The 25,447-nt window shown below is 73.2% G+C and carries 23 protein-coding genes; 14 read left to right on the top strand and 9 right to left on the bottom strand.

Going from position 1 to position 25,447, the window contains the following annotated elements; translation table 11 throughout:
* Positions 1–102 precede the first annotated feature (102 nt).
* The 6 genes from ACSMXO_RS41950 (at position 103) to ACSMXO_RS41925 (ending at position 4,761) form a co-directional block, all read left to right on the top strand.
* Positions 103–480 carry a hypothetical protein gene (locus ACSMXO_RS41950; RefSeq protein ID WP_455416157.1) on the top strand — a complete coding sequence of 126 codons (378 nt, stop codon included), beginning with the start codon at positions 103–105 and terminating at the stop codon, positions 478–480.
* Between the two features lie 169 nt (positions 481–649).
* On the top strand, positions 650–1,390 hold the full coding sequence (locus ACSMXO_RS41945; RefSeq protein WP_346258066.1) for a hypothetical protein: 741 nt from the start codon (positions 650–652) through the stop codon (positions 1,388–1,390).
* A 359-nt stretch (positions 1,391–1,749) separates the two neighbouring features.
* Complete coding sequence (locus ACSMXO_RS41940) at positions 1,750–2,553, top strand: SDR family NAD(P)-dependent oxidoreductase (protein WP_455419438.1); 804 nt, start codon at positions 1,750–1,752, stop codon at positions 2,551–2,553.
* A gap of 182 nt (positions 2,554–2,735) precedes the next feature.
* Positions 2,736–3,275, top strand: coding sequence for an orotate phosphoribosyltransferase (gene pyrE / locus ACSMXO_RS41935; RefSeq protein ID WP_318398966.1), 540 nt, complete (start codon positions 2,736–2,738; stop codon positions 3,273–3,275).
* Positions 3,276–3,332: 57 nt separating this feature from the next.
* Complete coding sequence (locus tag ACSMXO_RS41930; RefSeq protein ID WP_007073957.1) at positions 3,333–3,710, top strand: ArsR/SmtB family transcription factor; 378 nt, start codon at positions 3,333–3,335, stop codon at positions 3,708–3,710.
* A gap of 94 nt (positions 3,711–3,804) precedes the next feature.
* A complete protein-coding gene (locus ACSMXO_RS41925) occupies positions 3,805–4,761 on the top strand; it encodes a class II aldolase/adducin family protein (RefSeq protein WP_455416156.1) in 957 nt (318 codons plus the stop codon).
* 105 nt (positions 4,762–4,866) lie between these two features.
* Here the strand turns inward: ACSMXO_RS41925 and ACSMXO_RS41920 are convergent, their stop codons facing one another.
* From ACSMXO_RS41920 to ACSMXO_RS41905, 4 genes are all read right to left on the bottom strand, one after another.
* On the bottom strand, positions 4,867–5,580 hold the full coding sequence (locus ACSMXO_RS41920; RefSeq protein ID WP_455416155.1) for a DedA family protein: 714 nt from the start codon (positions 5,578–5,580) through the stop codon (positions 4,867–4,869).
* Positions 5,581–5,789: 209 nt separating this feature from the next.
* A complete protein-coding gene (locus ACSMXO_RS41915; protein ID WP_455416154.1) occupies positions 5,790–8,405 on the bottom strand; it encodes a polynucleotide kinase-phosphatase in 2,616 nt (871 codons plus the stop codon).
* A complete protein-coding gene (locus tag ACSMXO_RS41910; protein ID WP_455419437.1) occupies positions 8,402–9,985 on the bottom strand; it encodes a 3' terminal RNA ribose 2'-O-methyltransferase Hen1 in 1,584 nt (527 codons plus the stop codon). The genes ACSMXO_RS41915 and ACSMXO_RS41910 overlap by 4 nt, the downstream gene beginning before the upstream one ends.
* A gap of 41 nt (positions 9,986–10,026) precedes the next feature.
* The gene (locus tag ACSMXO_RS41905) at positions 10,027–10,152 is read right to left on the bottom strand and encodes a hypothetical protein (protein WP_455416153.1); all 126 of its coding nucleotides are present in this window, start codon (positions 10,150–10,152) and stop codon (positions 10,027–10,029) included.
* Positions 10,153–10,290: 138 nt separating this feature from the next.
* On the opposite strand from ACSMXO_RS41905, the gene ACSMXO_RS41900 reads away from it, so the two are divergent.
* The 3 genes from ACSMXO_RS41900 (at position 10,291) to ACSMXO_RS41890 (ending at position 13,712) form a co-directional block, all read left to right on the top strand.
* Positions 10,291–10,770, top strand: coding sequence for a SigE family RNA polymerase sigma factor (locus ACSMXO_RS41900; protein WP_346258184.1), 480 nt, complete (start codon positions 10,291–10,293; stop codon positions 10,768–10,770).
* Positions 10,771–10,772: 2 nt separating this feature from the next.
* Complete coding sequence (locus ACSMXO_RS41895) at positions 10,773–11,921, top strand: LCP family protein (RefSeq protein WP_455416152.1); 1,149 nt, start codon at positions 10,773–10,775, stop codon at positions 11,919–11,921.
* 216 nt (positions 11,922–12,137) lie between these two features.
* Positions 12,138–13,712, top strand: a complete 1,575-nt coding sequence (locus tag ACSMXO_RS41890; protein ID WP_455419436.1) for a glycosyltransferase family 4 protein — start codon at positions 12,138–12,140, stop codon at positions 13,710–13,712.
* On the opposite strand, the gene ACSMXO_RS41885 is transcribed toward ACSMXO_RS41890, so the two are convergent.
* A complete protein-coding gene (locus ACSMXO_RS41885) occupies positions 13,703–13,918 on the bottom strand; it encodes a hypothetical protein (RefSeq protein WP_346258061.1) in 216 nt (71 codons plus the stop codon). The genes ACSMXO_RS41890 and ACSMXO_RS41885 overlap by 10 nt on opposite strands.
* Before the next feature lie 135 nt (positions 13,919–14,053).
* Here ACSMXO_RS41885 and ACSMXO_RS41880 point away from each other — a divergent pair, with 135 nt between their 5' ends.
* The gene (locus ACSMXO_RS41880) at positions 14,054–14,434 is read left to right on the top strand and encodes a phage holin family protein (protein ID WP_346258060.1); all 381 of its coding nucleotides are present in this window, start codon (positions 14,054–14,056) and stop codon (positions 14,432–14,434) included.
* A 221-nt stretch (positions 14,435–14,655) separates the two neighbouring features.
* On the top strand, positions 14,656–15,684 hold the full coding sequence (gene fbaA / locus ACSMXO_RS41875) for a class II fructose-bisphosphate aldolase (protein WP_346258059.1): 1,029 nt from the start codon (positions 14,656–14,658) through the stop codon (positions 15,682–15,684).
* An 89-nt stretch (positions 15,685–15,773) separates the two neighbouring features.
* On the opposite strand, the gene ACSMXO_RS41870 is transcribed toward fbaA, so the two are convergent.
* Positions 15,774–17,000, bottom strand: coding sequence for an SLOG cluster 4 domain-containing protein (locus ACSMXO_RS41870; RefSeq protein ID WP_455416151.1), 1,227 nt, complete (start codon positions 16,998–17,000; stop codon positions 15,774–15,776).
* A gap of 303 nt (positions 17,001–17,303) precedes the next feature.
* Here ACSMXO_RS41870 and ACSMXO_RS41865 point away from each other — a divergent pair, with 303 nt between their 5' ends.
* A complete protein-coding gene (locus ACSMXO_RS41865; RefSeq protein WP_346258057.1) occupies positions 17,304–17,732 on the top strand; it encodes a DUF3151 domain-containing protein in 429 nt (142 codons plus the stop codon).
* A 130-nt stretch (positions 17,733–17,862) separates the two neighbouring features.
* Here the strand turns inward: ACSMXO_RS41865 and ACSMXO_RS41860 are convergent, their stop codons facing one another.
* The 3 genes from ACSMXO_RS41860 to ACSMXO_RS41850 all read right to left on the bottom strand — a co-directional run bounded on the left by ACSMXO_RS41860 (position 17,863) and on the right by ACSMXO_RS41850 (position 22,493).
* Positions 17,863–18,309, bottom strand: coding sequence for an NUDIX domain-containing protein (locus ACSMXO_RS41860; protein ID WP_455416150.1), 447 nt, complete (start codon positions 18,307–18,309; stop codon positions 17,863–17,865).
* A gap of 301 nt (positions 18,310–18,610) precedes the next feature.
* Positions 18,611–20,641, bottom strand: coding sequence for a chromosome partitioning protein (locus tag ACSMXO_RS41855; protein WP_455419435.1), 2,031 nt, complete (start codon positions 20,639–20,641; stop codon positions 18,611–18,613).
* Positions 20,642–21,497: 856 nt separating this feature from the next.
* Positions 21,498–22,493 (bottom strand): diacylglycerol kinase family protein, encoded by a 996-nt coding sequence (locus tag ACSMXO_RS41850; protein ID WP_346258052.1) that lies wholly within the window; start codon positions 22,491–22,493, stop codon positions 21,498–21,500.
* A 126-nt stretch (positions 22,494–22,619) separates the two neighbouring features.
* Between ACSMXO_RS41850 and ACSMXO_RS41845 the strand changes: the two genes are divergently transcribed.
* Positions 22,620–23,918 carry an adenylosuccinate synthase gene (locus ACSMXO_RS41845; RefSeq protein WP_346258051.1) on the top strand — a complete coding sequence of 433 codons (1,299 nt, stop codon included), beginning with the start codon at positions 22,620–22,622 and terminating at the stop codon, positions 23,916–23,918.
* 157 nt (positions 23,919–24,075) lie between these two features.
* The gene (purD, locus tag ACSMXO_RS41840; RefSeq protein WP_455416149.1) at positions 24,076–25,365 is read left to right on the top strand and encodes a phosphoribosylamine--glycine ligase; all 1,290 of its coding nucleotides are present in this window, start codon (positions 24,076–24,078) and stop codon (positions 25,363–25,365) included.
* Positions 25,366–25,447 lie beyond the last annotated feature (82 nt).

Below are 25,447 nucleotides of genomic sequence, written 5' to 3'. Positions count from 1 at the left end.
CCCATGGCGGATCGGGCCGGCCCCGCCGTCCGTCGATGAGCCCGAGCGCCCCGGCGCCCTGCCGGCGAGCGCTCCGAGCCGGGCCGGGTCACCATTGGTGGCATGACCGAGTTTCCGGGACAGGTCGACGACCTGACGACGGCGGTACGCGAACTGGCCGGCGCCGACGTCGTCGCGTTCGGCGGGGTGGGCCTCGCCGGTCAGGTGCTGGTGCCGACCGAGGCGTACCGGACCGTCGAGGCGGCACTGCCCGGCCGGGCCGAGGAGATCCGTCCCCGGCTGACGTGGTTGCTGGCGAACGGCTCGGCCGCCGGCAAGGCGTACGCGGCGACGCTGCTCGACCGGCTGGACCCGGCGGCCGCCCGGAATGCCTGGCGGGGACTGCTCGGTGACCCGGCCGAGCTGACCACCTTCAGCGGCTGCCTGATGGACCAGACCACCCTGGGCGAGTACGCCGCCGCCCGGCTCGACCAGGACTGACGGCGGTCCGGCCGGCTCCACACCGCACCGGCGGCGGTTCACCCCGGGCCGACGGGACCGATACCGATACGGTGGTCCGGAATCTGGGATTTTCGATCCGGGAACACTCGACCCGCACAAACCGATCCCGGGACCCCGAGCCGGGGACCCGAGCCAGGAAAGGAGAGCCGTGTCGGAACCAGCCAATCCCGCGCCGACCGCGAGGCCGCGCCCGGGCACCGTCACCAACGCCAGCTATCTGCTCTATCTGGCGGCCGCCCTGATCGCCGTCTCGGCGGCGGTCAGCCTCGCCACGCTCGGCACCGTCTCGACCGTCTTCCGTGAGGAGTACGCCGGCACCTCCGCCGAGGGCACCGAGGGCTTCGCCGTCGGCGCCACCGTGTTCAGCGCCGTGCTGCAACTGCTGATCGCCGTCGGCCTGGTGGTGCTGGCTCTGCTGAACAACCAGGGCCGCAACGGCGCCCGGATCGCCACCTGGGTGGTCGCCGGGATCGGGGTCTGCTGCACCGGGTTCGGTGCCGCTGGCACGGCGCTCTCCGGGATGGGCACCGGCGGCGGCTCCACAGGGGACCTTCCGGACGCGGCCGAGATCCAGCGCCGGCTCGAGGCGGAGTTGCCCTCGTGGAGCGGGCCGCTCACGCTGGTCTGCTCGATCGTCGCACTGCTGGCGCTGATCGCCGCGATCATCCTGCTCGCGCTGCCCGCGTCGAACGAGTTCTTCCGCAAGCAGCCGGCCGGCTGGGAGCCGCCGGTGCCGGGCGCGGCGTACCCGGGCCAACCGCCCTACCCGGGCCAGGGGCCGACCTCCGGCACCGATCCCGGGTACCCGCAGTATCCGCCGGCCGGGCCGCCGTCGAATCCGCCGGGCAACCCGCCGACGAACCCGCCTCCCAACCCGCCGGCGAGCTGAACTCCCGCACCACGGATCCCCCGGTCGGCACCGGCCGCCGGGGGATCCGGCACGTCCGGCGGCCGGCGGTGACCGGGTGTGCGGCGGGTCCGGCAATCGGCGTCCGGGCGCGCCGCCGGAGCCTGTCCCCGCCCCGTGACGGTCTTTTCCGATTCGGGCCGCTCCGCTACGTTGTGGGAGCGGTACCGCTGCTGCGGTAGGCCCCGCAGGTGCGGCCACACGGTGCGCCCCGCGTCGCGGTCCGCCTCGACCAGAGCCCGGTTCCGCCGTACGCCAGCGAAGTCGTCGAGGTGAGGAAGCCAGTGGCAGAAGCCGTTCCCCCGTCGGGCGCCGGCTCCGACGCCGGTCAGCGCCCCGGGGTGGACCGGAGCGGAAGCCGCCGCGCCCTGATCACCGGCGCCACGGCCGGGATCGGCGCGGCGTTCGCCCGACGGCTCGCCGCTGACGGGTACGACCTGCTGCTGGTGGCCCGGGACGGCGAACGGCTCGCGGAGTCCGCCGCCGAGCTGACCGGCCGGCACGGCAACACGGTCGACGTCCTCTCCGCCGACCTGGCCACCGACCAGGGGTGCGGCTCGGTCGAGGAGCGGCTCTCCGACGCGTCGGCGCCGGTCGACATGCTCGTCAACAGCGCCGGGATCAGTCTCAATCGGTCCTTCCTGCACTCGACCGTCTCCGACGAGTCCCGGCTGCTCCGGCTGAACGTGCACGCCGTACTCCGGCTGACCCTCGCCGCCCTGCCCGGGATGGCCGAGCGGCGCCACGGGGCAGTGATAAATGTCTCTTCCGTCGCGGGCTTCGGGCCGGTCATGCCCGGGTCGACGTACCCGGCCAGCAAGGCGTGGGTGACCAACTTCAGCGAGTCGGTGGCCCAGTCGGTCCGGCCGATGGGCGTACGGGTGATGGCGCTCTGCCCCGGCTACACCCGTACCGAGTTCCACGACCGGGCCGGCATCAACATGTCGAAGACCCCGGACTGGATGTGGCTGCGCGCCGACGACGTGGTGCGGGACGCCCTTCGTGACCTGGATCGGGACCGCATGGTGAGCGTCCCGGACTGGCGGTACAAGGTGGCGGTCTTCGGCCTGCGGCACGCGCCGGGCCGGATCTGGCGGGCGGTGGCCAAGGATGCCCGGGGCCGGACCGGTCGCGGAGAGTTGTGATCCGGCTGCACGACGCGGTACCGGCGCTCCTACGCCCGCGATGACGGCGGCGTACGTAGGCAAGATTCAGTGCGGAGAGTAGCCGATTTTCCGGCCCATCGGCCACCGTCAGACCGACGCGAACGGCCGTCCTGCCGGGTCGGCCATTCGGCTCTCACCTTGGCGCAGTACCCTTACCGGCCATGGGGGACCACGACGACCTGCGTAAATTCATCACTGACCTTGCCGTCGTGCACGGTCGGGTGGTGCTGTCCTCTGGTCGTGAGGCGGACTGGTACGTCGATCTGCGGCGCGTGACCCTGCATCACGCGGCGGCACCGTTGGTCGGCCGGATCATGCTCAGCCTCACGGCGGACTGGGATTACGACGCGGTTGGCGGCCTGACGTTGGGTGCGGACCCGATCGCCGTCTCGATGCTGCACGCCGCCTCGGCGACGTCGCGTCGACTCGACGCTTTCGTGGTGCGCAAGGCCGGCAAGACGCACGGGTTGCAGCGCCGGATCGAGGGTCCGGAGGTGAGTGGTCGCCGGGTGTTGGCGGTGGAGGACACCTCCACCACGGGAAGCAGCGTGCTGACCGCAGTGGAGGCGTTACGGGAGGCCGGAGCCGAGGTCGTGGGCGTGGCGGTTATTGTTGATCGTGGTGCGGGCGACGCCGTACGAGCCGCCGGATTGCCATACCGGGCAGCCTATACGTTGGCTGACCTCGGCCTAGTGGCCTAAAAGTTTGCCGATTCGGATCTGCTGATATGCAGGCGGGTCGATGCTGCTGGTGGAAGGATGGAATACGTGGGAACTGCGTTGGCCGAAATGACTATGCCTCAGATCTCGCCGCTTGCCGGCGAGCCGATCGAGCGCGCCGACGCTGAGCGGCTGGCGGGGGTCCTCAAGGCCCTTGCCGACCCCGCTCGGCTTCGACTGCTCAGCCTGATCCAGTCGGCACCGGAGGGCGAAGCGTGCGTGTGTGACCTCACCGCGCCGCTTGGTCTCTCCCAGCCGACGGTCAGCCACCACCTCCGTATCCTCACCGAAGCCGGCTTGCTGGAGCGGGAGAAGCGGGGCGTGTGGGCTTACTACCGCCTGGTGCCGACGGCGATCGCCACGATCGCCGATCTGCTGACCCCGCCGCGTAAGCGGGCCACGAAGAAGGCCCGCTGAATCAGTGGCCGGCCCGTCTGGCGTCCGCCCTGTGCAGGACGGCGCCAGACGGTCCAACCGCTGCTGACGCGGTGGGGTGGGGCGGGCTTCCGGCGTGAACTATCTCCAGGGAGACCTGCGGGATCAGCTCGCGTACGTCGGGCAGGACGTCGTCCGGACCGGTCTCGTGGTCGGTTCCGGCGGCAACCTGTCCGCCCGGTTGCCCGACGGCGATTCCTGCTGGGTGACCGCTGGTGGCACCTGGCTGGACCGGCTTGACCGTCCATCCTTCGTCCGAGTGCGCATCTCGGATGGTTCCGTCCTTACGGACTATCCGGCTCACTCAGACGTTTCGCTCCGCTCTGGAGATCCGGCCGCCGACGGTGGCCCGGCACAGCCGAGCCGGCCCGCCGGACAGGTACTCCAGGACGGTGCCGCCCTCCCGGACGGTACGGCGCTGCCCGTACCCCGGAGCCCGGACACCGCAGCCTCGGTCGCCGGTGCTGCCTCCGCGTCCTCCGGTGTGCCCGCTTCCGGCGCCGGTGCTACCGCAACGCGGCATTCCGCGCTCCCGCACGCCCAGGGCGCGGGCGGCCCGTCGCGCGCGGAGACCGCGGGCGGCCCGACGAGACCGGCGGCCGCGCCGACCAGCGAGGTCGAGCTGCATCTCGCCACCTATCGGGCCCGGCCGGACGTGAACGCGATCGTGCACCTGCACCCGCAGACCGTGTTGCTGCTCGACGCCCTCGGCGAAGAGGTCCGGCTGGTCACCACCGACCACGGCTTCTATCTGCGCCGGGTCACCCGGGTGCCGTTCCGGCTGCCCGGCACCACCGAACTGGCCGAGTTGGCCGCCGACGCGACCCGGGACGGCACCAACTGTCTGGTGTTGAGCCGGCACGGCTGCTCGGTGCTGGCCGACAGCGTGGAGCTGGCGCACAAGCGGGCTGCCAACCTTGAGGAGGCGGCCCGGCTGACGTACCGGGCGCTCGCCGCCGGGCGGCTGGCCGAGCTGCCGGAGCTGCCCGCCGAGTTCCTGGCCCGGATCGAGGGCGGCGCCACCACCGTCTGAGCTGAGTCCGGGCTCTGGATCGGGGTGACGCGCGCGGTGTGTCGCCAGCCGCGCCGCTGCCGGCAGTCGTCGGCGGACTGCTGCCGGCTCCGCCGATCCCGCTGACTAGTAGCCCTGGCGGTGCCGCTGCGTCTCCTGGGCCGCGTGCTCCAGCTCGGCCCGCTCGGCCGCAGTGGTGCCGCGCCGGGCGGCCATCCGGGCCCGGAGCAGCTCGATGATGATCGGGATCACCGAGACGAAGACGATGGCGATCAGGATCAGCTCGATGTTCGTCTTGACGAACGGGATCTGGCCGAGAAAGAAGCCGAGCACCGTGACCCCGGTGCCCCAGAGGATGCCGCCGATCACGTTGTAGACCACGAACGTGCGGTAGCGCATCCCGCTGACCCCGGCGACGATCGGGGTGAAGGTACGGACGATCGGCACGAACCGGGCAAGTACCACCGATCGGGCGCCGTACTTCTCGAAGAACTCATGCGCCTTGATCAGGTTCTCCTGCTTGAACAGCCGCGAGTTGGGGCGGCGGAACAGCGCGGGACCGACCTTCTTGCCGAACGCGTACCCGACCTGGTCGCCGGCGATCGCCGCGATCGTGATCAGCAGGCAGACCAGCCACAGCGGGTAGGTGATGTATTCACCGTCGGCGGTCAGCAGGCCGGCGGTGAACAGCAGCGAGTCGCCGGGCAGGAAGAAGCCGATCAGCAGTCCGGACTCGGCGAAGACGATGGTCAGGATGCCGAGCAGCCCGAAGGTGGAGATCAACCACTCCGGATCCAGCCAATCCGGACCCAGGGCCAGCGTGGTGGTGGGCGTCGGCACGAGGAGACCTCCGGAACTCTCGGCATGGCGCGGTGAGGGGCCGCCAGCATGGTGGCGGGTACCACAGCAGTCTAGGCGGACCTTCCCGGCAGCCGCCGCGCGATGCCGCCCGCCGGCCGTACCCGGACCGGACGTCGACGGCGGTTTCTGGACGAGCGCCCTGGTCGGCGCCGGAATGACCCGGGCCGCCGACCAGGGCGGGGACCGCCCTAGAGTCGGGGATCGACCGGTTCCGACTCGCAGGCGAGGATCGCGAAGACCAACTCGTGCCGCCGCCACAGCGGGGCGCCGTCGGCCAGCCGGTCCAGCGCGGCCAGGCCCAACCCGTGCTCGCGCAGGGCCAGCCCGCGCTTGCGGCCCAGCGACCGCTGCCGGAGCACGGCCAACTGGTCCGGTTCGGCGTACTCCGGGCCGTAGATGATCCGCAGGTACTCCCGGCCGCGGCACTTCAGGCCCGGCTGGAGCAGCCGGCCCTCGGTGTCCCGGGCACCGAGCCCGGCGTACGGCTTCACCACCATCCCCTCGCCGCCGGTCCCGGTCAGCTCCAGCCACCAGTCCGTCGCCGCCTTCTCCGCAGCGGAGTCCCCGAGGTCCACCACCCGGCGCCGGGTCGGGGTGAACAGCTCCGGATCGGCGCTGTGCAGCCGGTCGGCCAGGGCCAGGTGCCAGCCGTGGTCCTGGCCGGCGTGCGAGACGCCCTCGCTGGCGAGTACCGCGAACGGCGCCAGGGTCACCCCGGCGAGGCCGTCGGTCGGCCGCACGTAGCTCCGGTACGCCTCGGTGTAGCGGTCGAGGGCGGTCGCGCGGCGGGCCATCCGGTCCCGCAGGCCGGCGACCGGCAGGTCCCGGCCGGCCGCCCGGTCCAGCGCGTCCAGCACGGCCGGCAGCGCGGCCCGGCCCGCCGCGCCGACCGGGGCGTACTGCTCCCGGATCAGCGCGCCGGCCTTGGCCGACCAGGGCAGCAGTTCACAGTCGAGCAACAGCCAGTCGGTGTCGAGTTCGGCCCACAGCCCGGCACCGCCGACGGCGGCGCGTACCCGGGCCAGCAGCGCCCGGTCGAGCGTGCCGCCGAAGAACGGCCGCCCGGTGCGGGTGTAGACCACCCCGTCGCCCGAGCCGAACCGGGCCGGGCCGGACCGGCCTGTGCCCGCTGGTGCCGCCGGGTCGACCTCGTCCCGGCAGACCAGCACCACCGCCCGGGACCCCATGTGCTTCTCCTCGCAGACCACCCGGTCGACCCCGGCCCGCCGGTAGTCCTCGAACGCCTGCGCGGGATGCTCCAGGAAGCCCTGCACGGTCGAGGTGGAGCAGGGCGCCATGGTCGGCGGCAGCCAGGGCAGCCAGCGCGGGTCGACGGCGAACCGGCTCATCACCTCCAGCGCCGCGGCGGCGTTTTCGGCCGGTACGGTCACCGTGCCGTAGCCGTAGTCGAGGTGCCGGCGCCCGGTGACGTCCCGCAGGTCCAGCCCGAGGTCGTCCCGCTCGCCGGCGCCGGTGCTGCCGGACGAGGCGGCCGCGGCCCCCGACGGCAGCGCAGCCGGTGTCGGGGTCAGCGGCCGGACCGGCGGGTAGTACTCCTTCGCCGCCGGTACCGAGACGAGTTCCCGGCTCGGGTAGCGCAGCGCGGTCAACGTGCCGCCGAAGACGCAGCCGGTGTCGATGCAGATGGTGTTGTTGACCCACTCGGGAGCCGGGGTGGGGGTGTGGCCGTAGACGACCATGGCCGAGCCGCGGTAGTCCCGGGCCCACGGGTAGCGCACCGGCAGGCCGTACTCGTCGGTCTCGCCGGTGGTCTCGCCGAAGAGCGCGAACGCCCGGACCCGGCCGGACGCCCGACCGTGGTATTCGGCCTTGAGTCCGGCGTGCGCGACCACCAGCCGGCCGCCGTCCAGCACGTAGTGGCTGACCAGGCCGTCGACGAACGCGGCGATCTCGGCGACGAACCCGGGTTCCTCACCGTCGAGCTGGGCCAGCGTCTCGGCCAGGCCGTGCGACACCGTGACGTTGCGGCCACGCAGCTTGCGCAGCAGCTTCTGCTCGTGGTTGCCGGGCACGCAGAGCGCGGTGCCGGCACCGACCATCCCCATCACCAGCCGGAGTACGCCGGGCGAGTCCGGCCCGCGGTCGACGAGGTCACCCACGAAGATCGCGGTACGACCCTCCGGGTGCGTCGCGTTCACCGGCCGCCCGGTCCCGTCGCGGTGCAGCGTCCAGCCGAGCCGGAGCAGCAGCGCCTCCAGCTCGGCCCGGCAGCCGTGCACGTCGCCGATGATGTCGAACGGTCCGGTCAGCTCCCGGCGGTCGTTGAACAGCTTCTCGTAGCGGATCTCGGCGGCCTCGATCTCCTCGACGCCGCGCAGCACGTGCACCTTGCGGAAGCCCTCCCGCTCCAGCCGCCCGACACTGCGCCTTAGGTCCCGCTGCATCCGGCCGAGCACCTGCCGGCCGAACGTCCGGTCCGGGCGGGCCTGCGTACGCTCCCAGCAGAGCGGCTCGGGCACGTCCAGCACGATCGCCACCGGCAGTACGTCGTGTTCCCGGGCGACGGTGACCAGCCCGGCCCGGGCGTGCTGCTGGAGGTTGGTGGCGTCCACCACGGTCAGCCGGCCGGCGCGCAGCCGCTTTCCGGCGACGTGGTGCAGGACCTCGAACGCGTCGCCGGAGGCGGACTGGTCGTTCTCGTCGTCGGCCACCATCGCCCGGAAGGTGTCCGAGGAGAGCACCTGGGTCGGCGCGAAGTGCCGGCGGGCGAAGGTCGACTTGCCCGAACCGGAGACGCCGACCAGAGCCACCAGGGCCAGTTCGGGAATGTCCAGCGTGCTCATCGGTCGTCTCCTCCGTCACCGCCGGTGCTGTCACCGGTCGTACTCCTGGTGGTCGTGCGGCCGGTGCCGGCCGGTGGCGGTGCCGTGCCGGGCGGGCAGGTCGGTGTCCCTCCCGACGGCGCGGTGCGGGCGAAGACCGCGAGCTGGGTCGGGCTGCCCACCTCGGGGTCGTCGGCGCCGACGCCGCTGATCGTGACCGCGTAGCCGTATCCGGCGCCGACCGCACCGGCCCAGTCCGCGAACTCGGCCCGGGTCCACTCGAACCGGTGGTCGGTGTGCCGGAACCCACCGGCGGCCAGCCCCGGATACCGCACGTTGTACTCGACGTTCGGGGTCGTCACGACCACCGTCTCCGGCCGGGCGTGCCCGAAGACGGCCGCCTCCAGCGCCGGCAGGCGCGGCGGGTCGAGGTGCTCGACCACCTCCATCAGCACGGCGGCGTCGTACCCGCGCAGCCGGTCGTCCCGGTAGGTCAACGCGGACTGCCACAGCTTGATCCGGTCGCGCTGCCGGGGCGGCAGCCGGTCCAGCCGCAGCCGCCGCTCCGCCATCGCCAGCGTCCGGGACGAGACGTCGGTGCCGACGATCTCGGTGTACCGGCGATTCTTGACCAGCTCGGTCAGGAGCGCGCCGGCACCGCAGCCGAGGTCGAGCACCCGGGTGGCGCCGGAGCGGTCCAGCGCGTCGAGTACGGCGGCCCGGCGCAGCGCCGCGAGCGGCTGCCGGTCGACGGTGGCCGGCAGCCCGGCCTCCTCGTCCGCACCGCCGTCGGGCGCCTCCACGATGGTGTCCGGGTCGCCCGGCTCGTCCGCGAGCCGCTGCTCCGCCAGCCGGGCCAGCGCGGCGCCGGCCAGGGCCCGCCGGTGGGCCAGGTAGCGGCGGGTGATCAGCCCTCGTTCCGGATGCTCCGCCAGCCAGCCGGCGCCGGCCCGGAGCAGCTTGTCGATCTCGTCCGGCGCGACCCAGTAGTGCTTGGCGTCGTCCAGCACCGGCAGCAGCACGTACAGGTGGTTGAGCGCGTCGGCGAGCCGGAGCGTGCCGGTCAGGGTGAGGTCGACGTACCGGCTGTCACCCCAGTCGGGGTGGGTCGGGTCCAGCGGGATCGGGACGGCGTTCACCGTCCAGCCCAGCGGGGCGAAGAGGCTGCCGGCCAGCTCGGCCCCGCCCCGGCAGCGCAGCGCCGGCACCCGCAGCTCCAGCGGGATCGGGGTGGCGGCCAGCTCGGGCCGGTCCTTCGAGGTCCCGCGCAGCGCCGACCGGAACACGGTGGACAGTGCCGAGGAGAGCAGGCTGGAGGCGGCGTACCCGCGGTCGTTGACGTACTGGCCGAGGGTGAAGCCGTCCGGCGTCGGGTTGCCGCCCCGGCCGGCCTTGCCCCGCCGCGCCCGGCCGCCGTGCAGCGCCAGCGGGTCGATGTCGAGCAGCAGGGCGGCGGTGCAGCGTGCGGTGCCGGCCTCCGGGTACACCACGTACGCCGTACCTGTGGGCATCTCGAAGGTGTGCACCCGGTCGGGGTGCTTCACGAGCAGGTAGCCCAGGTCGGTGGCTGGCTGGTGGGTGGTGGTCACGGTGATCAACACGTCGACCATGCTGACAGTTCACCGACCGCCCGTCGCGTCGATTACCACGGCGGCACGGCCGCGAGCAGCAGGATGCCGGCTCCGGCGACGATGCCGGTCCGGGTGGCGCCGGTCGCGGCCAGTCGGCCGGGTTCTTCCCGGTGACCTTGAGTCCTCGTACTCGGCACCGGTCATCCACCGGATCTCGCCGCACGCGCCGCCGGGTGTCCCGAGTGGTGGATCCGGCCGAACGGCTGAGTTCCAAGTCAGGCAATCTTCCCGTCTCACGCTTCCGTCTATAGAGGAGGAGAGGCCCGGAGGTGTCCGTGACGTACGAGGAGTTCGCCGACTCCAGACTCACCGCGCTGCTGCGCTACGCGGTGATGCTGACCGGCGATCCCCATCTCGCCCAGGATCTCGTGCAGGAGACGATGGTGCGGGTCCAGCTCAATTGGCGTCGGGTGGCCCGGGCCGACGCGCCCGAACGGTACGTACGCCGGATGCTGACCAACCAGTACCTCGACTGGCAGCGCGGCTCCTGGGTACGGCGGGTGCTGCTGCGCGCGGAGCCCGACGAGGCGGTGGCCGTACGCCCCGACCACGCCGAGAGCACGGTGGACCGGGACCAGGTGTGGAGCTGGCTGTCCCGGCTGCCGCGCCGGCAGCGGGCCGCACTGGTGCTCCGCTACTACGAGGACCTGCCGGACGCCGAGATCGCCGAGGTGCTCGGCTGCGCGGTCGGGACCGTCCGGTCGGCCATCTCGCGCGCCCTCGCCACCCTACGTGCCGAATTCGTGGAGGCCTGAGAATGAGCGACGACGACATCCGGGTGTTCGACGGCTCGCCGGGGTCGGACGAGTCGGGTGCCGGCCCGGACCCACGGCGGGTCGAGCAGGAGTTGCGGGCGGCGTTCGCCCGGTACGAGTCGCTGACCCCGGAGCCCGGGCCGCTGCGGGCGGCGATCGACCGTCGAGTGGTACGCCGACGCCGCCGGCGGCGCGCCGCCCAGATCGCCGGGGTCGCCCTCGCCATGCTCGGCGTGCTCGCGGTGCCGCCGTTCGGCCGTACCGTGGGGGTGCCGCCGGTGCCGGAGGTCGCCCCGCCGCCGCTCGCGGCCCGGCCGACCGGCCCGGCCGAGCCGCTGAACTTCCTCGTCCTCGGCGTCGACGGCGGTGACGGCCGGAGCAACGGCCACCGCGCGGACACCGTGCTGCTGGTGCACGTGCCGGCAGACCGGAACCGGCTCTATCTCGTCTCGATGCCCCGGGACCTCGGCGTCGAGGTGCCCGGGCACGGATTCGGAAAGCTCAGTGCCGCGTTCTACCTCGGCAGTCACCGGCCGGGGAGCCGGCCCGACCTGGCGGCCGGCGCCGCGCTGACCGAGCGGACGGTCAGCGCGCTGACCGGGATCCGGTTCGACGCGACCGCGACGCTGACCTACGCCGGGCTGCGCCAGCTCACCGACGCGGTCGGCGGGGTCCGGGTGTGCCTGCCGCAGCAGGTGCGGTCCCACCACACCGCCCGGGTCTTCCCGGCCGGCTGCCAGCAGCTCGACGGCGCCGCCGCGCAGGACCTGCTCCGCCAGCGGTACCGGCTGGACCAGGGGGCGCACGACCGGGACCGGAACGGGCAGCGGTTCGCCGAGGCGCTGCTGCACGAGGTCACCGATCCGGCTGACGGGCTCAACCCGGTCCGGGTCGCGGAGATCGTCCGGGCGCTCGGCCGGGACCTCACCCTCGACCTCGACGGGATGACCCTGCAGGAACTGTTCGGCACGCTGCGGACGGTGGCCGCGGCGGACGCGGTGGGGATCGGCTGGACGTACCACCCGGACCGCGGGCCGGTGGGCGAGGTCGAGAGCCTGGACCCGGCCCAGAGCCGCAGCCTGTTCGACGCGTTCCGTCGGGACGCCCTGGCCGAATGGATCGGCAAGCACCCGGAACGGGTCACCCCCTGAACCTTTCACCGATCCGATCCGATCCGACCGACCCCGACCTGACCCGACCTGTCCGGTTCCTGTCGCGCGCTGTTCACCTCCGCGTCATGTCGTTCCCGCCCTGGTCGTCGGGGTTGGCCCGTACACTCGCCGGGTCCGTGGGGCGGTGCGTGGGACGGAGCCGAGATGACGCCTGACGATGCCGGGGCAGGCCGCCACTCGCCGGGCCGGATCGTCATGCTGGTCGACAACGGCGTCAACGGGGACTCCCGGGTGCAGAAGCAGGCCCGGTCGGCGGCGGACGCCGGCTGGGAGGTGATCCTGCTCGGCCGTTCGCCGACCGGGGCGCCGCAGCGCTGGCAGCTCGGCCGGGCGCAGGTCCGGCTGCTGCCGATGCCGGAGCCGCTGTTCCGCAAGCGTCACCAGTACCGGCGCGCCTGGCTGCGCTGGCCGCTCGGCTACCCGCCGAACGGGATCGCCGAATACCGGGCCCAGCAGGTGGCCGCCTGGCGGGCGGACCTGCGGTTCCGGGGCGCCCAGCTCGAACTGGCCGCCCGGGCGGGGCGGCGGGACCGCGCGGCGGAACTCTGGCTCCGGCTCCGGCTGGTGCTGGCCGCCCTGGCCGGCCGCTGGGTCTGGGTCCGGACGAAGATGCACAACCGGGGCCTCTACGGCCGTCGCTACCGCAACCCGTGGGATCGTGCGTACACGCTGTTCTGGCAGTTGACCATGGGCGACGGGGCCTGGCGCCGGCTCGAACCGGGGCTCTGGGACTACGAGCTGGCGTACGGGCCGGTGGTCGACGAACTGGCGCCGGACCTGATCCACGCCAACGACTTCCGGATGCTCGGGGTGGGTGCCCGGGCCAAGACCAGGGCGCAGGCCGCCGGCCGGCCGGTCAAGCTGGTCTGGGACGCCCACGAGTTCCTGCCGGGCATCCGGCCGTGGCAGCCGCACATCCGCTGGCTACCCGCCATGCGGGCGCACGAGCGCGAGTACGCCCCGTACGCCGACGCCGTGGTCACCGTCTCCGACGCGCTCGCCGACCTGCTCCGCGCCGAGCACCACCTCGACGAGCAGCCGGCGGTGGTGCTGAACGCGCCCGCCGCCGAACACGCCCCGGACGGGGCGGACGGTGCCGTTCCGGACCTGCGGCAGCGCTGCGGGATCGGGCCCGACGTTCCGCTGGTGGTCTACAGCGGCAGCGCCGCCGAGCAGCGTGGCCTGCGCACCATGGTCGACGCCCTGCCCGAGCTGCCCGGGGTGCACACCGCGCTGGTGGTGAACCCCGACCTCCAGTACGTGCGCAAGCTCGTCGCGCGCGCCCACCGGATCGGTGTCGCCGACCGGGTGCACGTGTTGCCGTACGTCGAGCACTGGCAGGTGGTGCCGTTCCTGTCCGGCGCGGACGTCGGGGCGATCCCGATTCACCACTGGCCCAACCACGAGATCGCGCTGATCACCAAGTTCTTCGAGTACGCGCACGCCCGGCTGCCGTTGGTGGTCAGCGACGTGAAGACGATGGCGGAGACGGTCCGGTCGACCGGGCAGGGCGAGGTCTTCCGGGCCCGGGACGTCGCCGACTACGCCCGGGCGGTCCGGGCGGTACTGGCGGACCGGGAGCGGTACCGGGCCGGGTACGACCGGCCGGGGCTGCTGGAAGGCTGGACCTGGGCGGCCCAGGCCGAGATCCTGACCGGGATCTACCGGCGGCTGCTCGCCGGGGCGGGCGGGGGGACGGAAATCCCCAGCCCACCCTCGGGGGTCCCGGACAGTCCGGCAGAGTTACCGGTGCCGGCGGCTCAGCGGTAGTCGTCGTCCGGGGTGCCGACGACCCGGGCCTGCTCCAGGGCGTCCCACTCGTCGACCTCCAGCCCGCGTTGGACGTCCGGCTGGTCCTCGGTGTTCGGGTCCGCGACGGTCGCCTGCTCCACGGCGTCCGCGGCCGGCGCCTCCGGGTCGCGCTCATCCGGGGTCAGGTGGTCGCCGGGAGCGAAGTCCTCGTCGGGCTGGCCCATGTCTACTCCTGCCGATTGGTGCCGCTGGTTCCACCGTACGGGCTGATCGGGTGGTCCGTACCCGGAGCACCGTGCCCGGTCCCGGAGCGGACTAAACCGCCCGTCCGGCTCCGGAACGCGTGCCACGATGAGGCGGTGGGCTTCCTGATCAGGCTGGTGATCGGTGCGTTGGCGCTGTGGATCACCAGCCTGGTGGTGCCCGGTATCGAGCTGACCGGGCGGTCTGCCGGAGAGAACGCGCTGACCGTACTCGTCGTGGCGTTCATCTTCGGGGTGGTCAACGCGGTGCTCAAGCCGATCATCCACGTCGTCGGCTGCGTTTTCTACGTGCTGACCCTGGGACTCTTCGCGCTTGTCGTCAATGCGCTGCTCTTCCTGCTCACGGACTGGATCGCGCACGTGTTCGACCTACCGTTCGACATCGACGGCTTCTGGCCGGCCTTCTACGGGGCGATCGTGATGGCGGTGGTGAGCTGGCTGATCGGTGTCGCGTGGCCGGGCCGGTCCGAACGCTGAGCCGGGGCCGGGTGGGTTGAATTGGCGCGAGCGGACTACGGGATACTTCGGGGCGGAGGACAGCGCGGTCCGGGCGCACCCATCGAGTCTTTTCCCACCTGAACCGCGCGGCGCCCGCGCATCGACCCTCACCCGCGACCACCGGCCGCGAGGGGAGGTGGGAAGAGGTCATCCAGACAGCGGCCGAGCAGGCCGAGAGCGGTTAGTAAGGAGCGTTTCACATGCCCATCGCTTCCCCCGAGGTCTACGCCGAGATGCTGGACCGCGCCAAGGCGGGCCGGTATGCGTACCCGGCGATCAACGTGACGTCCTCGCAGACCCTGAACGCGGCGCTGCGCGGCTTCGCCGACGCGGAGAGCGACGGCATCATCCAGGTCTCCACCGGCGGCGCGGAATACCTCTCCGGCCCGACGGTGAAGAACATGGTGACCGGCGCGGTGGCCTTCGCCGCGTACGCCCGCGAGGTGGCCAAGAACTACCCGGTCAACATCGCACTGCACACCGACCACTGCCCGAAGGACAAGCTCGACAAGTTCGTCCGCCCGCTGATGGCGATCTCCAAGGAGCGGGTGGCCCGGGGCGAGGAGCCGCTGTTCCAGTCGCACATGTGGGACGGCTCCGCCGTACCGGTCGGGGAGAACCTGGAGATCGCGGCGCAGTTGCTCGACGAGGCGGCGGCCGGGCACATCGTGCTGGAGATCGAGGTCGGCGTGGTCGGCGGCGAGGAGGACGGCGTCGAGAACGCGATCAACGAGAAGCTCTACACCACCGTCGAGGACGGCATCGCCATGGTCGACGCGCTCGGCCTCGGCGAGAAGGGCCGCTACATGGCGGCGCTGACCTTCGGCAACGTGCACGGCGTCTACAAGCCCGGCAACGTCAAGCTCCGCCCGGAGATCCTCAACGAGATCCAGCAGGCGGTCGGCGCCAAGTACAACAAGGGCGACAAGCCGCTCAGCCTGGTCTTCCACGGCGGCTCCGGCTCGCTGCTGGAGGAGATCCGCGAGGCGCTCGACTACGGCGTGGTGAAGATGAACATCGACACCGACACGCAGTACACCTTCACCCGGCCGGTGGCGGACCACATGTTCCGCAACTACGACGGCGTACTCAAGGTCGACGGCGAGGTCGGCAACAAGAAGATGTACGACCCGCGGGTCTGGGGCAAGGCGGCCGAGGCGGGCATGGCGCAGCGGGTCGTCGAGGCGTGCGAGCACCTGCGCTCGACCGGTACGACGCTGGCCAAGTAGTTCCGGCAGTCCACCCCGGCGGCGGGTGGGCCCACGGTCGCCGATCCCGGCACCGGGCAGGCCCACCCGCCCCGGGCGGGTCGCCCCCGTTACGGCGTGGCGGTGAGCAGCCGGACCGCCTCGTGCACGTCGTCGGTGATGTGCACCGAGCGGGCCAGGTCACCGGCGGGCGCGAGGGCCAGCAGCGGGCGCAGCAGCGCCTCGATCGGCAGGGTCCGGGTCCAGAACGCGCTGTCCAGGAAGACGTACGGCCCGCTGTCGCCGTCGGTGCCGTAGAACGTCTTGGTGGCCGCCTGGAACACCTCCTGCACGGTGCCGGCCCGACCGGCGGCGAAGACGATCCCGCCCCGGGCCAGCCGGAGGATGGTGTCCTCCCGGATCGCGTTGGAGAAATACTTGGCGATCCGGCCGGCGAAGAGGTTCGCCGGCTCGTGCCCGTACAGCCAGGTGGGGATGGCGAGCCCACCGCGCCGGGCCCAGCCGTCCGGATCGGCGCCCCGGTTGCCGTTGCCGTTGCGGGGCTGCGGTACCGCCGGCGCGAACCGGGCCCGCACCTGGAGTGCGGCGGCCGTGTAGGGGTCGTGGTCGGTGAAGTCCGGCGCGGTGGCCAGCAGGTCGATCGCCGAGCTGAGGTCGGCCGCCGGGCGTTCGGAGAGGTAGGCGCCCAGGTTCGCCGCCTCCATCACCCCCGGGCCGCCGCCGGTCACCACCAGCCGGCCGGCCCGGGCGAGTTCCCAGCCGAGCGTCGCGGCCAGCCGGTACGCCGAGGTGCCGCGCGGCACCGCGTGCCCGCCCATCACCCCGACCACGGAACCCGGGCCGTGCCGGGCCAGCCAGGCGCGGGTGGCGTCGGCCAGCGCGTTGTCGACGGCGTGGTCGTGCAGCCGCTGGGCCAGTGCCTCCCGCAGCTCCGGCAGCGCACCGCCATGGCCGCGGAAGTGCTCGTAGACCACGGTGTCGTACATCCCGGCGAAGCCGCCGGTGTCGAACCCGGCGGCCAGCTCGTCCGGGGTGTAGAGCCGGGACGGGTGCGTCGGGTACGGCAGCGCCGCGAAGTCGGGTACCACGGTCGCGCCGCGCCGGACCAGCTCCGCCTCCACCTCCCGGGAGACGAACCGGCACCCCGCGAAGAGGGTGCCGGTCAGGTCGACCGCGGTCAGGTCCGGCACCGGATCGAGATCCAGCCGGAGACCCTGCACGGTCAGCTCGGCGAGGCTGCCGGTCCGGAGGTGGAGATCAAGTTCCGCGCGTGACTCGATCTCGTCGGCGGTGTCGTCGTGCGGTTCGAGCACGTCGGCGGGGGGCGGGGTGGGCACCCTGCCATCTTGCCCCGACCCGGCAACCGGCCCACGCCGGACCCAAGGTGAGCTTATGGCGGGCTCATGGCGGCCGAAACGGTAAGCCGGGCACAGGGCGGCAGGAAACCGGCGAGAGCCCGGCGACACCAGGTCGCCGGGCTCTCTGTTACCGGGTCCTGGGGAGGCTCCGGATCTCTATTTGTAGTCCAGTGCCGCCCGAACCGCACCGGCCGCACGCGTGACGGATCCCTCAGCCGTTCAGTCATCCCACGTGACACACCCCGCTCGCCGAAGCCGGTGACGGCCGGGTTGAATGGTCCGATGCAGAACCTCTTGCCCGAACCGCCGGCCACCCTGCTTCCCGCAGACGACGCCGCCGAGGCGGCACTCGACGCCGCGCGGGCGGCGGACACCGACGAGGCGTACGCCTCGGCCGCCGCGCAGCACCCGACGTTCAGCGCCGCCTGGGCGGCCCTGGCCGCGCGGGCGCTCGGCACCGGCCAGGTCGTCGCTGCCTACGCGTACGCGCGCACCGGCTACCACCGGGGCCTGGACCAGCTCCGCCGCAACGGCTGGAAGGGTCACGGTCCGGTGCCGTGGAGCCACGTGCCGAACCAGGGCTTCCTGCGCTGCCTGCACGTGCTGTCCCGGGCGGCCGGCGAGATCGGCGAGTCCGACGAGGCGGCCCGCTGCGCGCAGTTCCTCCGCGACTGCGACCCGGCGGCCGGCGACGCCCTCTCCGGCACCTGACGCCGAGCCTGGTTCGGCGACCCGCCAACCGGATCATTGCCCCGCCCGGCGCTGGTCACATGCGCCCTTGCCGTCCCACCGCTGAGGGGCTTCCGACCGGCTAGCCCGGACGGTGGGCGCTCCGGAGCGGCTACGACCAGCCGTCGAGCCGGAAGGCGTCACCGGCCCGATGGGCGGCCACCGCCGTGCGGCTGTGGCTGTAGGTGTTGCTCGGCAGCAGCTCTGCCGGCGTCCATTGGATCTTGGCGCACTTGTGCGGTTCGGCGTTGACCGGCTCGTCGTGCCGTTCGGGGTCGTACGCGGCGGCGAAGACAAGACCGATCCGGCCCTGTCCGCCGGGGCTGCGGTGGTGCACGGTCACCGCCAGCCGCACCTCTGCCGGATCGAGGTGCACCCCGATCTCCTCCCGCGCCTCCCGGATGACCGCACTGCGGGCGTCCTCGCCGGCCTCCAACTTGCCGCTGGGCAGGTTCCACTGCCCGTCCGCGTACCCGGTCCCGTCGCGCAGCGCGAGCAGCACATGATCGCCGTGGGTGAGGATGAGCAGTACGTCGACCGGATGAGTCGGTGTCGCCATCCGTCGACGGTAGGCGTGCGGACCCGGCCAATCCGAGCGGCTCGCCGCGGCCACGACGTGCGGGTGGTCGACGTGCTCGGGCCGGCGACGGCGTACCCGAACCAGCGGGGCGGTTACGCTCCCGGCGCGGCTCCGACCGAAGCCGTCGACGCGGCTCGTGTCGAGGCACCCGGCCCGGCTCCGCTCGTCCAACCGGATCGGGTGAACCGGGTCGCCTGGAACCTGCCGGCCCGGTTCGACGGCCGACCCGTGCTCGGGTACGGGCACCGCCGCCCGCTGATCCTGTTGGCGTCCAGGCTGGTCAGAGCCCTTCGGCTACCGACGCTGCGATCTTGAGCCAGGCGTCCCGGGTCGCGGACGAGAGCTGGGCGTACCGGATCGGCTCGCCGGTGTCGATCAACCGCTCGTACGGGGCCAGCAGCACCGCCCTGGTGCGGGCGGCGAAGTGCCGCTGGATCGCCGGCAGGTCGATCTCCTTGCGGGACGGTGGCATGGAGACCACCGTCACCGCCTGGCGGACCAGCCGCTGCCGGCCGCTCTGCTCCAGGTGGTCGAGCATCCGGGCGGCCGTCTCGGCGGAGTCGTTCCGGGCCGACATGGTCACCACGAGCTGGTCGGTGGCGTCGATCGCCGCCTGCCAGTTCTGCGCCCGGACGTTGTTGCCGGTGTCCACGAAGATCAGCTTGTAGAACCGGCTGACCACCTCGCGGATCTCCGCGAAGGCGGCGGCGGTGAGCATCTCGCCGCCGGTCGCCGACTCGTCCGAGGCGAGGACGTCGAACATGCCCTCGCTCTGCGACCGCACGTACTGCGACAGGTCGCCGACCCGGCCGTGCGCCCCCTTGAACTGGTAGAGGTCGCGCAGCATGTCCCGCACCGTGCGGGAGTGGAAGTCCTGCTGGGCCCGCATTCCCAGGGTGCCCTGGGTCTCGTTGTTGTCCCAGGCCAGCACGTACCCGCCGCGCTTCTGCCCGAAGGTCATCGCCAGCAGCAGGATCGCCACCGTCTTGCCGGCACCGCCCTTGGGGTTGACGACCGTCACCTGCCGGAGCCCGCCGAAGTTCCGGCGGATCATCTCGATGTCCTGCTTGATTTCCTGCTCGTGCCGCCCCGGAGCGAGCTTCACCAGCCCCAGGGTGGTCTTGTTGACCGCGGCGCGTACCCCCATCTGCGCGACGGGGTCGGCGGGACGTACCGCGCGGCGCCGGGCGAAGTCCTCGGCGGTGGGCGTGCCGGAGTCCGGCGTCCAGAGCGGGTCGGGGTAGGCGTTCGCCGGTTGTGGCGGCACCCGTTGCACCCCGGCCGACTCGGCGTACGGCTGCTGCGGCACCTCGGTCACCCCGGGGTGCGGCGGCACCGGAGGCACCGGCGGGGGTGCCCAGCCGGACTGCGGCCCGGGTACCGGCGGGGGCGGATAGCTCGGATAGCCGGGCTGGCTCGGATAACCCGGCGGACCGGGCTGGTCCGCCGGCTGCGGCGGGTACGCCGGGTGCCCCGGAGGCGGCGGCTGCGGCGGGCCCGGTTGTGGCGGCGGCGGATAGGCCGACACCGGACGCGCCGCCGCCGAATACGGCCCCGGCGTGATGGTGGGCGGATAGGGACCGACCGGCGGGGCCGATCCGGTTGCCGGATCGGCACCGGGACCGGGGCCGGAGACCGGCTGTACCGGGACCGGCTGCGGAGCCACCGGCTGTACCGGGACCGGCTGCGGAGCCACCGGCTGTACCGGGACCGGCTGCGGAGCCACCGGCTGTACCGGGACCGGCTGCGGAGCCACCGGCGGTGGCGGGACCGGCTGCGGAGCCACCGGTGCCGCGCTGCCCTGCGGCGGGCCGAGTGGCCGCTGCGGCGGCTGCGCCCACGGTGACTCGGCGGGCGGCCGGCCCGGGCCGCTGTCCGGCTGGGGCCGGCTGGTGGCCGGCAGTGTTGCCCGGCCCCGGGCCGGCTCGGCGGCCCGGGCGGATTCCCGCTGCTCGGCCGGCTCGGCCTCCGGCTGCGCCACGCCGGCCTCGGCCGCGCCGTCTCCGGGGCCCTGGCTGGTCGCCGGCTGGCTCTGCTCCGGACCGGACGAGGATTGGGCCGCCCCGGTAGCCTGCCCGGAACCTCCGCCCGCCGCCCCGCTGACCGGAACCGCGCCGCTGATCGGGGTCGTGCCGCTGGTCGGGGTCGTGCCGCTGGTCGGGGTCGCGCTGCTGGTCGGCGCGGACCCGTTCGTCAAAACGGCGCCGCTGGTCGAGCCCGCCCCGCTGGCCGGGGCGACGCCGCTGGGCGGAACGGCCGGGTTCGCCCCGGTCGCCGGCCCGACCGTCGCCTTGCCCGCGGCCGGGCTCACCGTCGCCTTGCCGGCGGCCGGAGCGACGGACGCCTTGCCAGCGGTCGTGCTCACCGGGCTGACCGTCGCCTTGCCGGCGGTGGGGCTGACGCTCGCCTTGCCGGCGGCCCGAGGCTCGGCCGTACCGGTGCCGCCGGTGCGCTCCTCGCCGGTCGCCGACCGGGCCGGGGATCCCGGCCGGGCCAGGCCGGCCGCCTCCGGATCACCGGTGTTCTCCGGCCGGCCGGCGGTGTCGGGGCGCCGGATGTCACCGGTACCCACCGAGGCCCGGCCCTGGTTGCCCGGGGAGACCGTGGGCCAGACCCGGGTCGGTGAGTGCACCGGATTCTCCGCCGGGCCGGTGCTCGGGACCGGACCGGGCGGTGGCGCCGGCACGGGCGGTGCCGGCGGATGCACCGGTACGGCGGTCACCGGCGGGACCGGCGGCGGCTGCGGAACGGGTGGCCCAGGTGGGATAGGCACCGGGGAGAAGGTGGGCGGCACGGCCGGGACCGGCGGTATCGGGATCGCGGGTGGCGGAGCGGGAACCGCAGGTGGCGGAGTGCCCTGGTAGGGCTGGTGCGCGACAGGCTGCGGCACCCCGGCCATCGGGCCCGGCGGGGTCGCGTCCGGAGGCGGTGGCGTCGGCGCCCAACTGATCGGATTGGACTCGTCGCGGGGCTCGGCGACGATCTCGTCCGGCGGCCACAGCGGCTCGGCCTCCTGCGGCGCCACCGGCACTTGGCCCGGCACGTACACCCGGTCTCCATGATTGTTCACCACGGCCTAGCTACCTCCCTCCCACACCCGAGGATATGCCCGCCGATCGGCCTCGGGCCGGGCACGGAGGTCCCCACGTACAGCCTTCCACAACAGATCAGTGGTCGTACACCGCCCATGCCCCCGGCTCGATCCACCACGATCGCTTGCGGGTCAGGGTGCCCGTTACCCCGTCGTCCAGGAACGGAACCTCCGGATCCCGGGGCGTGACCGCGACCGCACGGCCCCGGGCCCGGCGCACCTCGAGGCGTACCGTCCGGCGGCCCCAGCGGGTCCGGGCGGCCACCGGTACGGCCACCGCGACCTCGACCGCGCCGTCGGCCGGGTCCGCCGTGGACAGCAGGCGTACCCCGCCGAGTTCGGCGTAGCCGCCCGCGTTGCCGATCGCACAGGCGAACAGCGGATCGTCGCCGGCCGACAGTACGGTGTCGTCGACCTCCACCCGGCCGCGCCAGGCCAACGGGGTGCCGGCGTCGTTGGCGGCACCGAGCAGCGCGCCGTCCAGGGTGACCGAGCCGCCGTCGTTGCGGAGCAGGTCGAGGCGGCGTACCCGACCGTCGAGTACGGCCGCGGCGACCGCCGCCGGTTCGCGGGGCAGGCCGAGTTGCCCGGCGAGGTCCCGGGGCGGGCCGGACGCCGTCGACCGGCTCGGGTCCAGCGGCAGTACGCCGATCGCCGGCAGGTCCGGCACGGTCCGGTTGTCGGCGAGGTCGGCCGGACGGCGGCTGGGCGGCGGGGCGTACCGGCGGACCAGCCGGCGCATGACGGCGCGTAACTGTGCGTCACTCGCTGTAGCGACCACGAGTCGGGTCTTGCCGTCCGGATCGGGCCAGTCGAGTCCGTCCGGCCGGGGCGGACCGTCCAGCCGGGCCAGCACCGAGTCGATCTCCCGATCCGAGTGGGCGGTCACCGTCTCGACCCGGGCGCCGCGCTCGGTGATCGCGTCCGCGCAGGCCAGTACGGGTACTCGTGGAGTGTCCGCGCAGTCCGCCCGGTCGGGTGCCGCACCGGACGAACAGCAGTCGCCGCCCGCGCCGCAGCCCGCCGGGTCGTCCTCACCCGGGGCGAGGGTGAGCAGTACCACGTCGTACACCGGGAGTCGCCTCCTGCCGCCAGCCGGCCTCTGCCGGCCGGGTCGTCACTTTTTGTTAGCCTGACACCTCGGGCTCGCCACGCGGTCGCCACCTGGCACCCGAGCCCCCTGGAGGCGGGTTTAGAGATGCCGGCGATCGTGCTCATCGGGGCGCAGTGGGGCGACGAGGGCAAGGGCAAGGTTACCGACCTGCTGGGTGACCGGGTCGACTACGTCGTCCGTTACTCGGGCGGCAACAACGCCGGGCACACGGTGGTGACCCCGGACGGGCAGAAATACGCGCTGCACCTGATGCCGTCGGGCGCGCTCTCGCCGAGCGCGATGATCGTGATCGGCAATGGAGTGGTCGTCGACCCGAAGGTGCTGATCTCCGAGATCGACGGGCTGGCCGAGCGGGGCGTGGACGTCTCCCGGCTGCGGATCTCCGGCGACGCGCACCTGATCATGCCGCACCACCGGGCGCTGGACCGGGTGGTCGAGCGCTACCTCGGCTCGTCCCGGATCGGCACCACCGGCCGGGGCATCGGCCCGGCGTACGGCGACAAGGTGGCCCGGATGGGCATCCGGGTGCAGGACCTGCTCGACCCGGGCATCCTGCGCAAGAAGCTGGAACTCGCGCTGCGGGAGAAGAACCAGATCCTGTTCAAGGTCTACAACCGCAAGGCGCTGGACGTGGACGCGGTGACCGAGGAATACCTCGGCTACGCGGAGCGGCTGCGGCCGTACATCGCGGAGACCCGGGTGATCCTCTGGGACGCCCTGGACCGGGGCGAGACGGTGCTGCTGGAGGGTGCCCAGGCCACCATGCTCGACATGGACCACGGCACGTACCCCTTCGTCACCTCGTCCAACCCGACGGTCGGCGGGGCCTGTGTCGGGGCCGGCATCCCGCCGATGGCGATCAACCAGGTGATCGGGGTGACGAAGGCGTACACCACCCGGGTCGGTTCGGGGCCGTTCCCGACCGAGCTCTTCGACGACAACGGCGCGCATCTGCGCAAGGTCGGCGCCGAGTACGGCACCACCACCGGCCGGGAGCGCCGGTGCGGCTGGTTCGACGCGGTGATCGGCCGGTACGCCGTCCGGCTCAACGGCATCACCGACCTGGTCGTCACCAAGCTCGACGTCCTCTCCGGGATGGAGAAGGTGCCGATCTGCGTCGGCTACGAGATCGACGGCAAGCGGTACGACGACATGCCGATGACGCAGACCGCGATCCACCACGCCAAGCCGATCTACGAGGAGCTGGACGGCTGGTGGGAGGACATCTCCAAGGCGCGGTCCGAGGCCGAACTGCCGGAGAACGCCCGTCGCTATCTGGCCCGGATCGAGGAGCTGTGCCGGACCCGGGTCAGCGTGGTCGGCGTCGGCCCCGGCCGGGAGGAGAACATTGTCCGGCACGAGCTGATCCCGGCCAGAAGCTGAGCGAATCCCGCTCGGGACCCAGTTGATCCCGTCCGGAACCCGGTGATCCCGCGCCGGACCCGGCCGAGCGTGGCGGGAGCCGGCCGAGCGTGGCGGGAGCCGGCCGAGCGTGGCCGGGAGCGAGCGGCTCCGGGCCGGACCCGTAGGATCGGTGGTCGTGCGCGTACTACTCATCGGTGGCGGCGGGCGGGAGCATGCTCTGGCGCTCGGCCTGGCCGCCGACCCGGCCGTCGACCAGTTGATCGCCGCACCGGGCAACCCCGGCATCGCGTCGGTCGCGGAACTGCGTCCGGTGCAGGCCACCGATCCGGCGTCGGTCGCGGCGCTCGCCGTCGAGGTCCAGGCCGACCTGGTCGTGGTCGGTCCGGAGGCGCCGCTGGTCGCCGGGGTCGCCGACGCGGTACGCGCCAAGGGGATCGCCTGCTTCGGCCCGTCCGGCGCGGCGGCCCGGATCGAGGGCTCCAAGGCGTTCGCCAAGGACGTGATGGCGGCGGCCGGTGTGCCGACCGCCCGGGCCCGGACGGTCGACAACCCCGGTACCGGCGTCGGGTCCGCCCTGGTGGCGCAGGCGCTCGACGAGTTCGGCCCGCCGTACGTGGTCAAGGACGACGGACTCGCCGCCGGCAAGGGCGTGGTGGTCACCGGGGACCGGTCGGCCGCGCTCGACCACGCCGCCGCATGCGGCCGGGTCGTCGTCGAGGAATATCTGGCCGGGCCCGAGGTCTCGCTCTTCGTGGTCACCGACGGCGAGACCGCGCGGCCGCTGCTGCCGGCCCAGGACTTCAAGCGGGTCGGCGACGGCGACACCGGCCCGAACACCGGCGGCATGGGGGCGTACGCGCCACTGCCGTGGTTGCCCCCGGGCACCGTCGACGAGGTGATGGCCACGGTGGTCGAGCCGACCCTGGTGGAGATGCGACGCCGGGGCACGCCGTTCGGCGGGCTGCTCTACGTCGGGCTGGCCATCACCCGGCACGGGCCACGGGTGATCGAGTTCAACGCGCGGTTCGGCGACCCGGAGACGCAGGTCGTACTCGCGCTGCTGGAGACGCCGCTCGCCGGCCTGCTGCACGCGGCGGCCACCGGTACGCTGGCCGCGCATCCGCCACTGCGCTGGCGGTCCGGTGCGGCGGTCACCGTCGTGCTCGCCTCGGAAGGCTATCCGGACACCCCCAGGACCGGTGCCGTGATCACCGGTGCCGAGCGGGCCGGGATCGTGCACGCCGGTACCGCGCGCCGCGCCTCGGACGGCGCGCTGGTCTCCGCCGGGGGCCGGGTCCTCTCCGGTACCGGCCTCGGTGCCGACCTCGATGCCGCCCGGCTGGCCGCCTACGAGCTGATCTCCGGGATCGGCCTGCCGGGAGCGCACCACCGGACCGACATCGCGGCGCTCGCCGCGGCGGGCCGGCTCGCCGCCCCCGACCGGATGGAGCCCTCGGCCGGCTGAGCCCCTCCAGCACCCGCCCGCGGGTGCGGCCCGCCCCAGCACCCGCCCCGCGCGTGCTGGCACGAAACCGTGATTCGCCGAT

The sequence above is a fragment of the Plantactinospora sp. DSM 117369 genome, from assembly GCF_053764795.1.
Note: the sequence above shows the minus strand (reverse complement) of the source record. Positions and strands in the feature narration are given on the sequence as shown.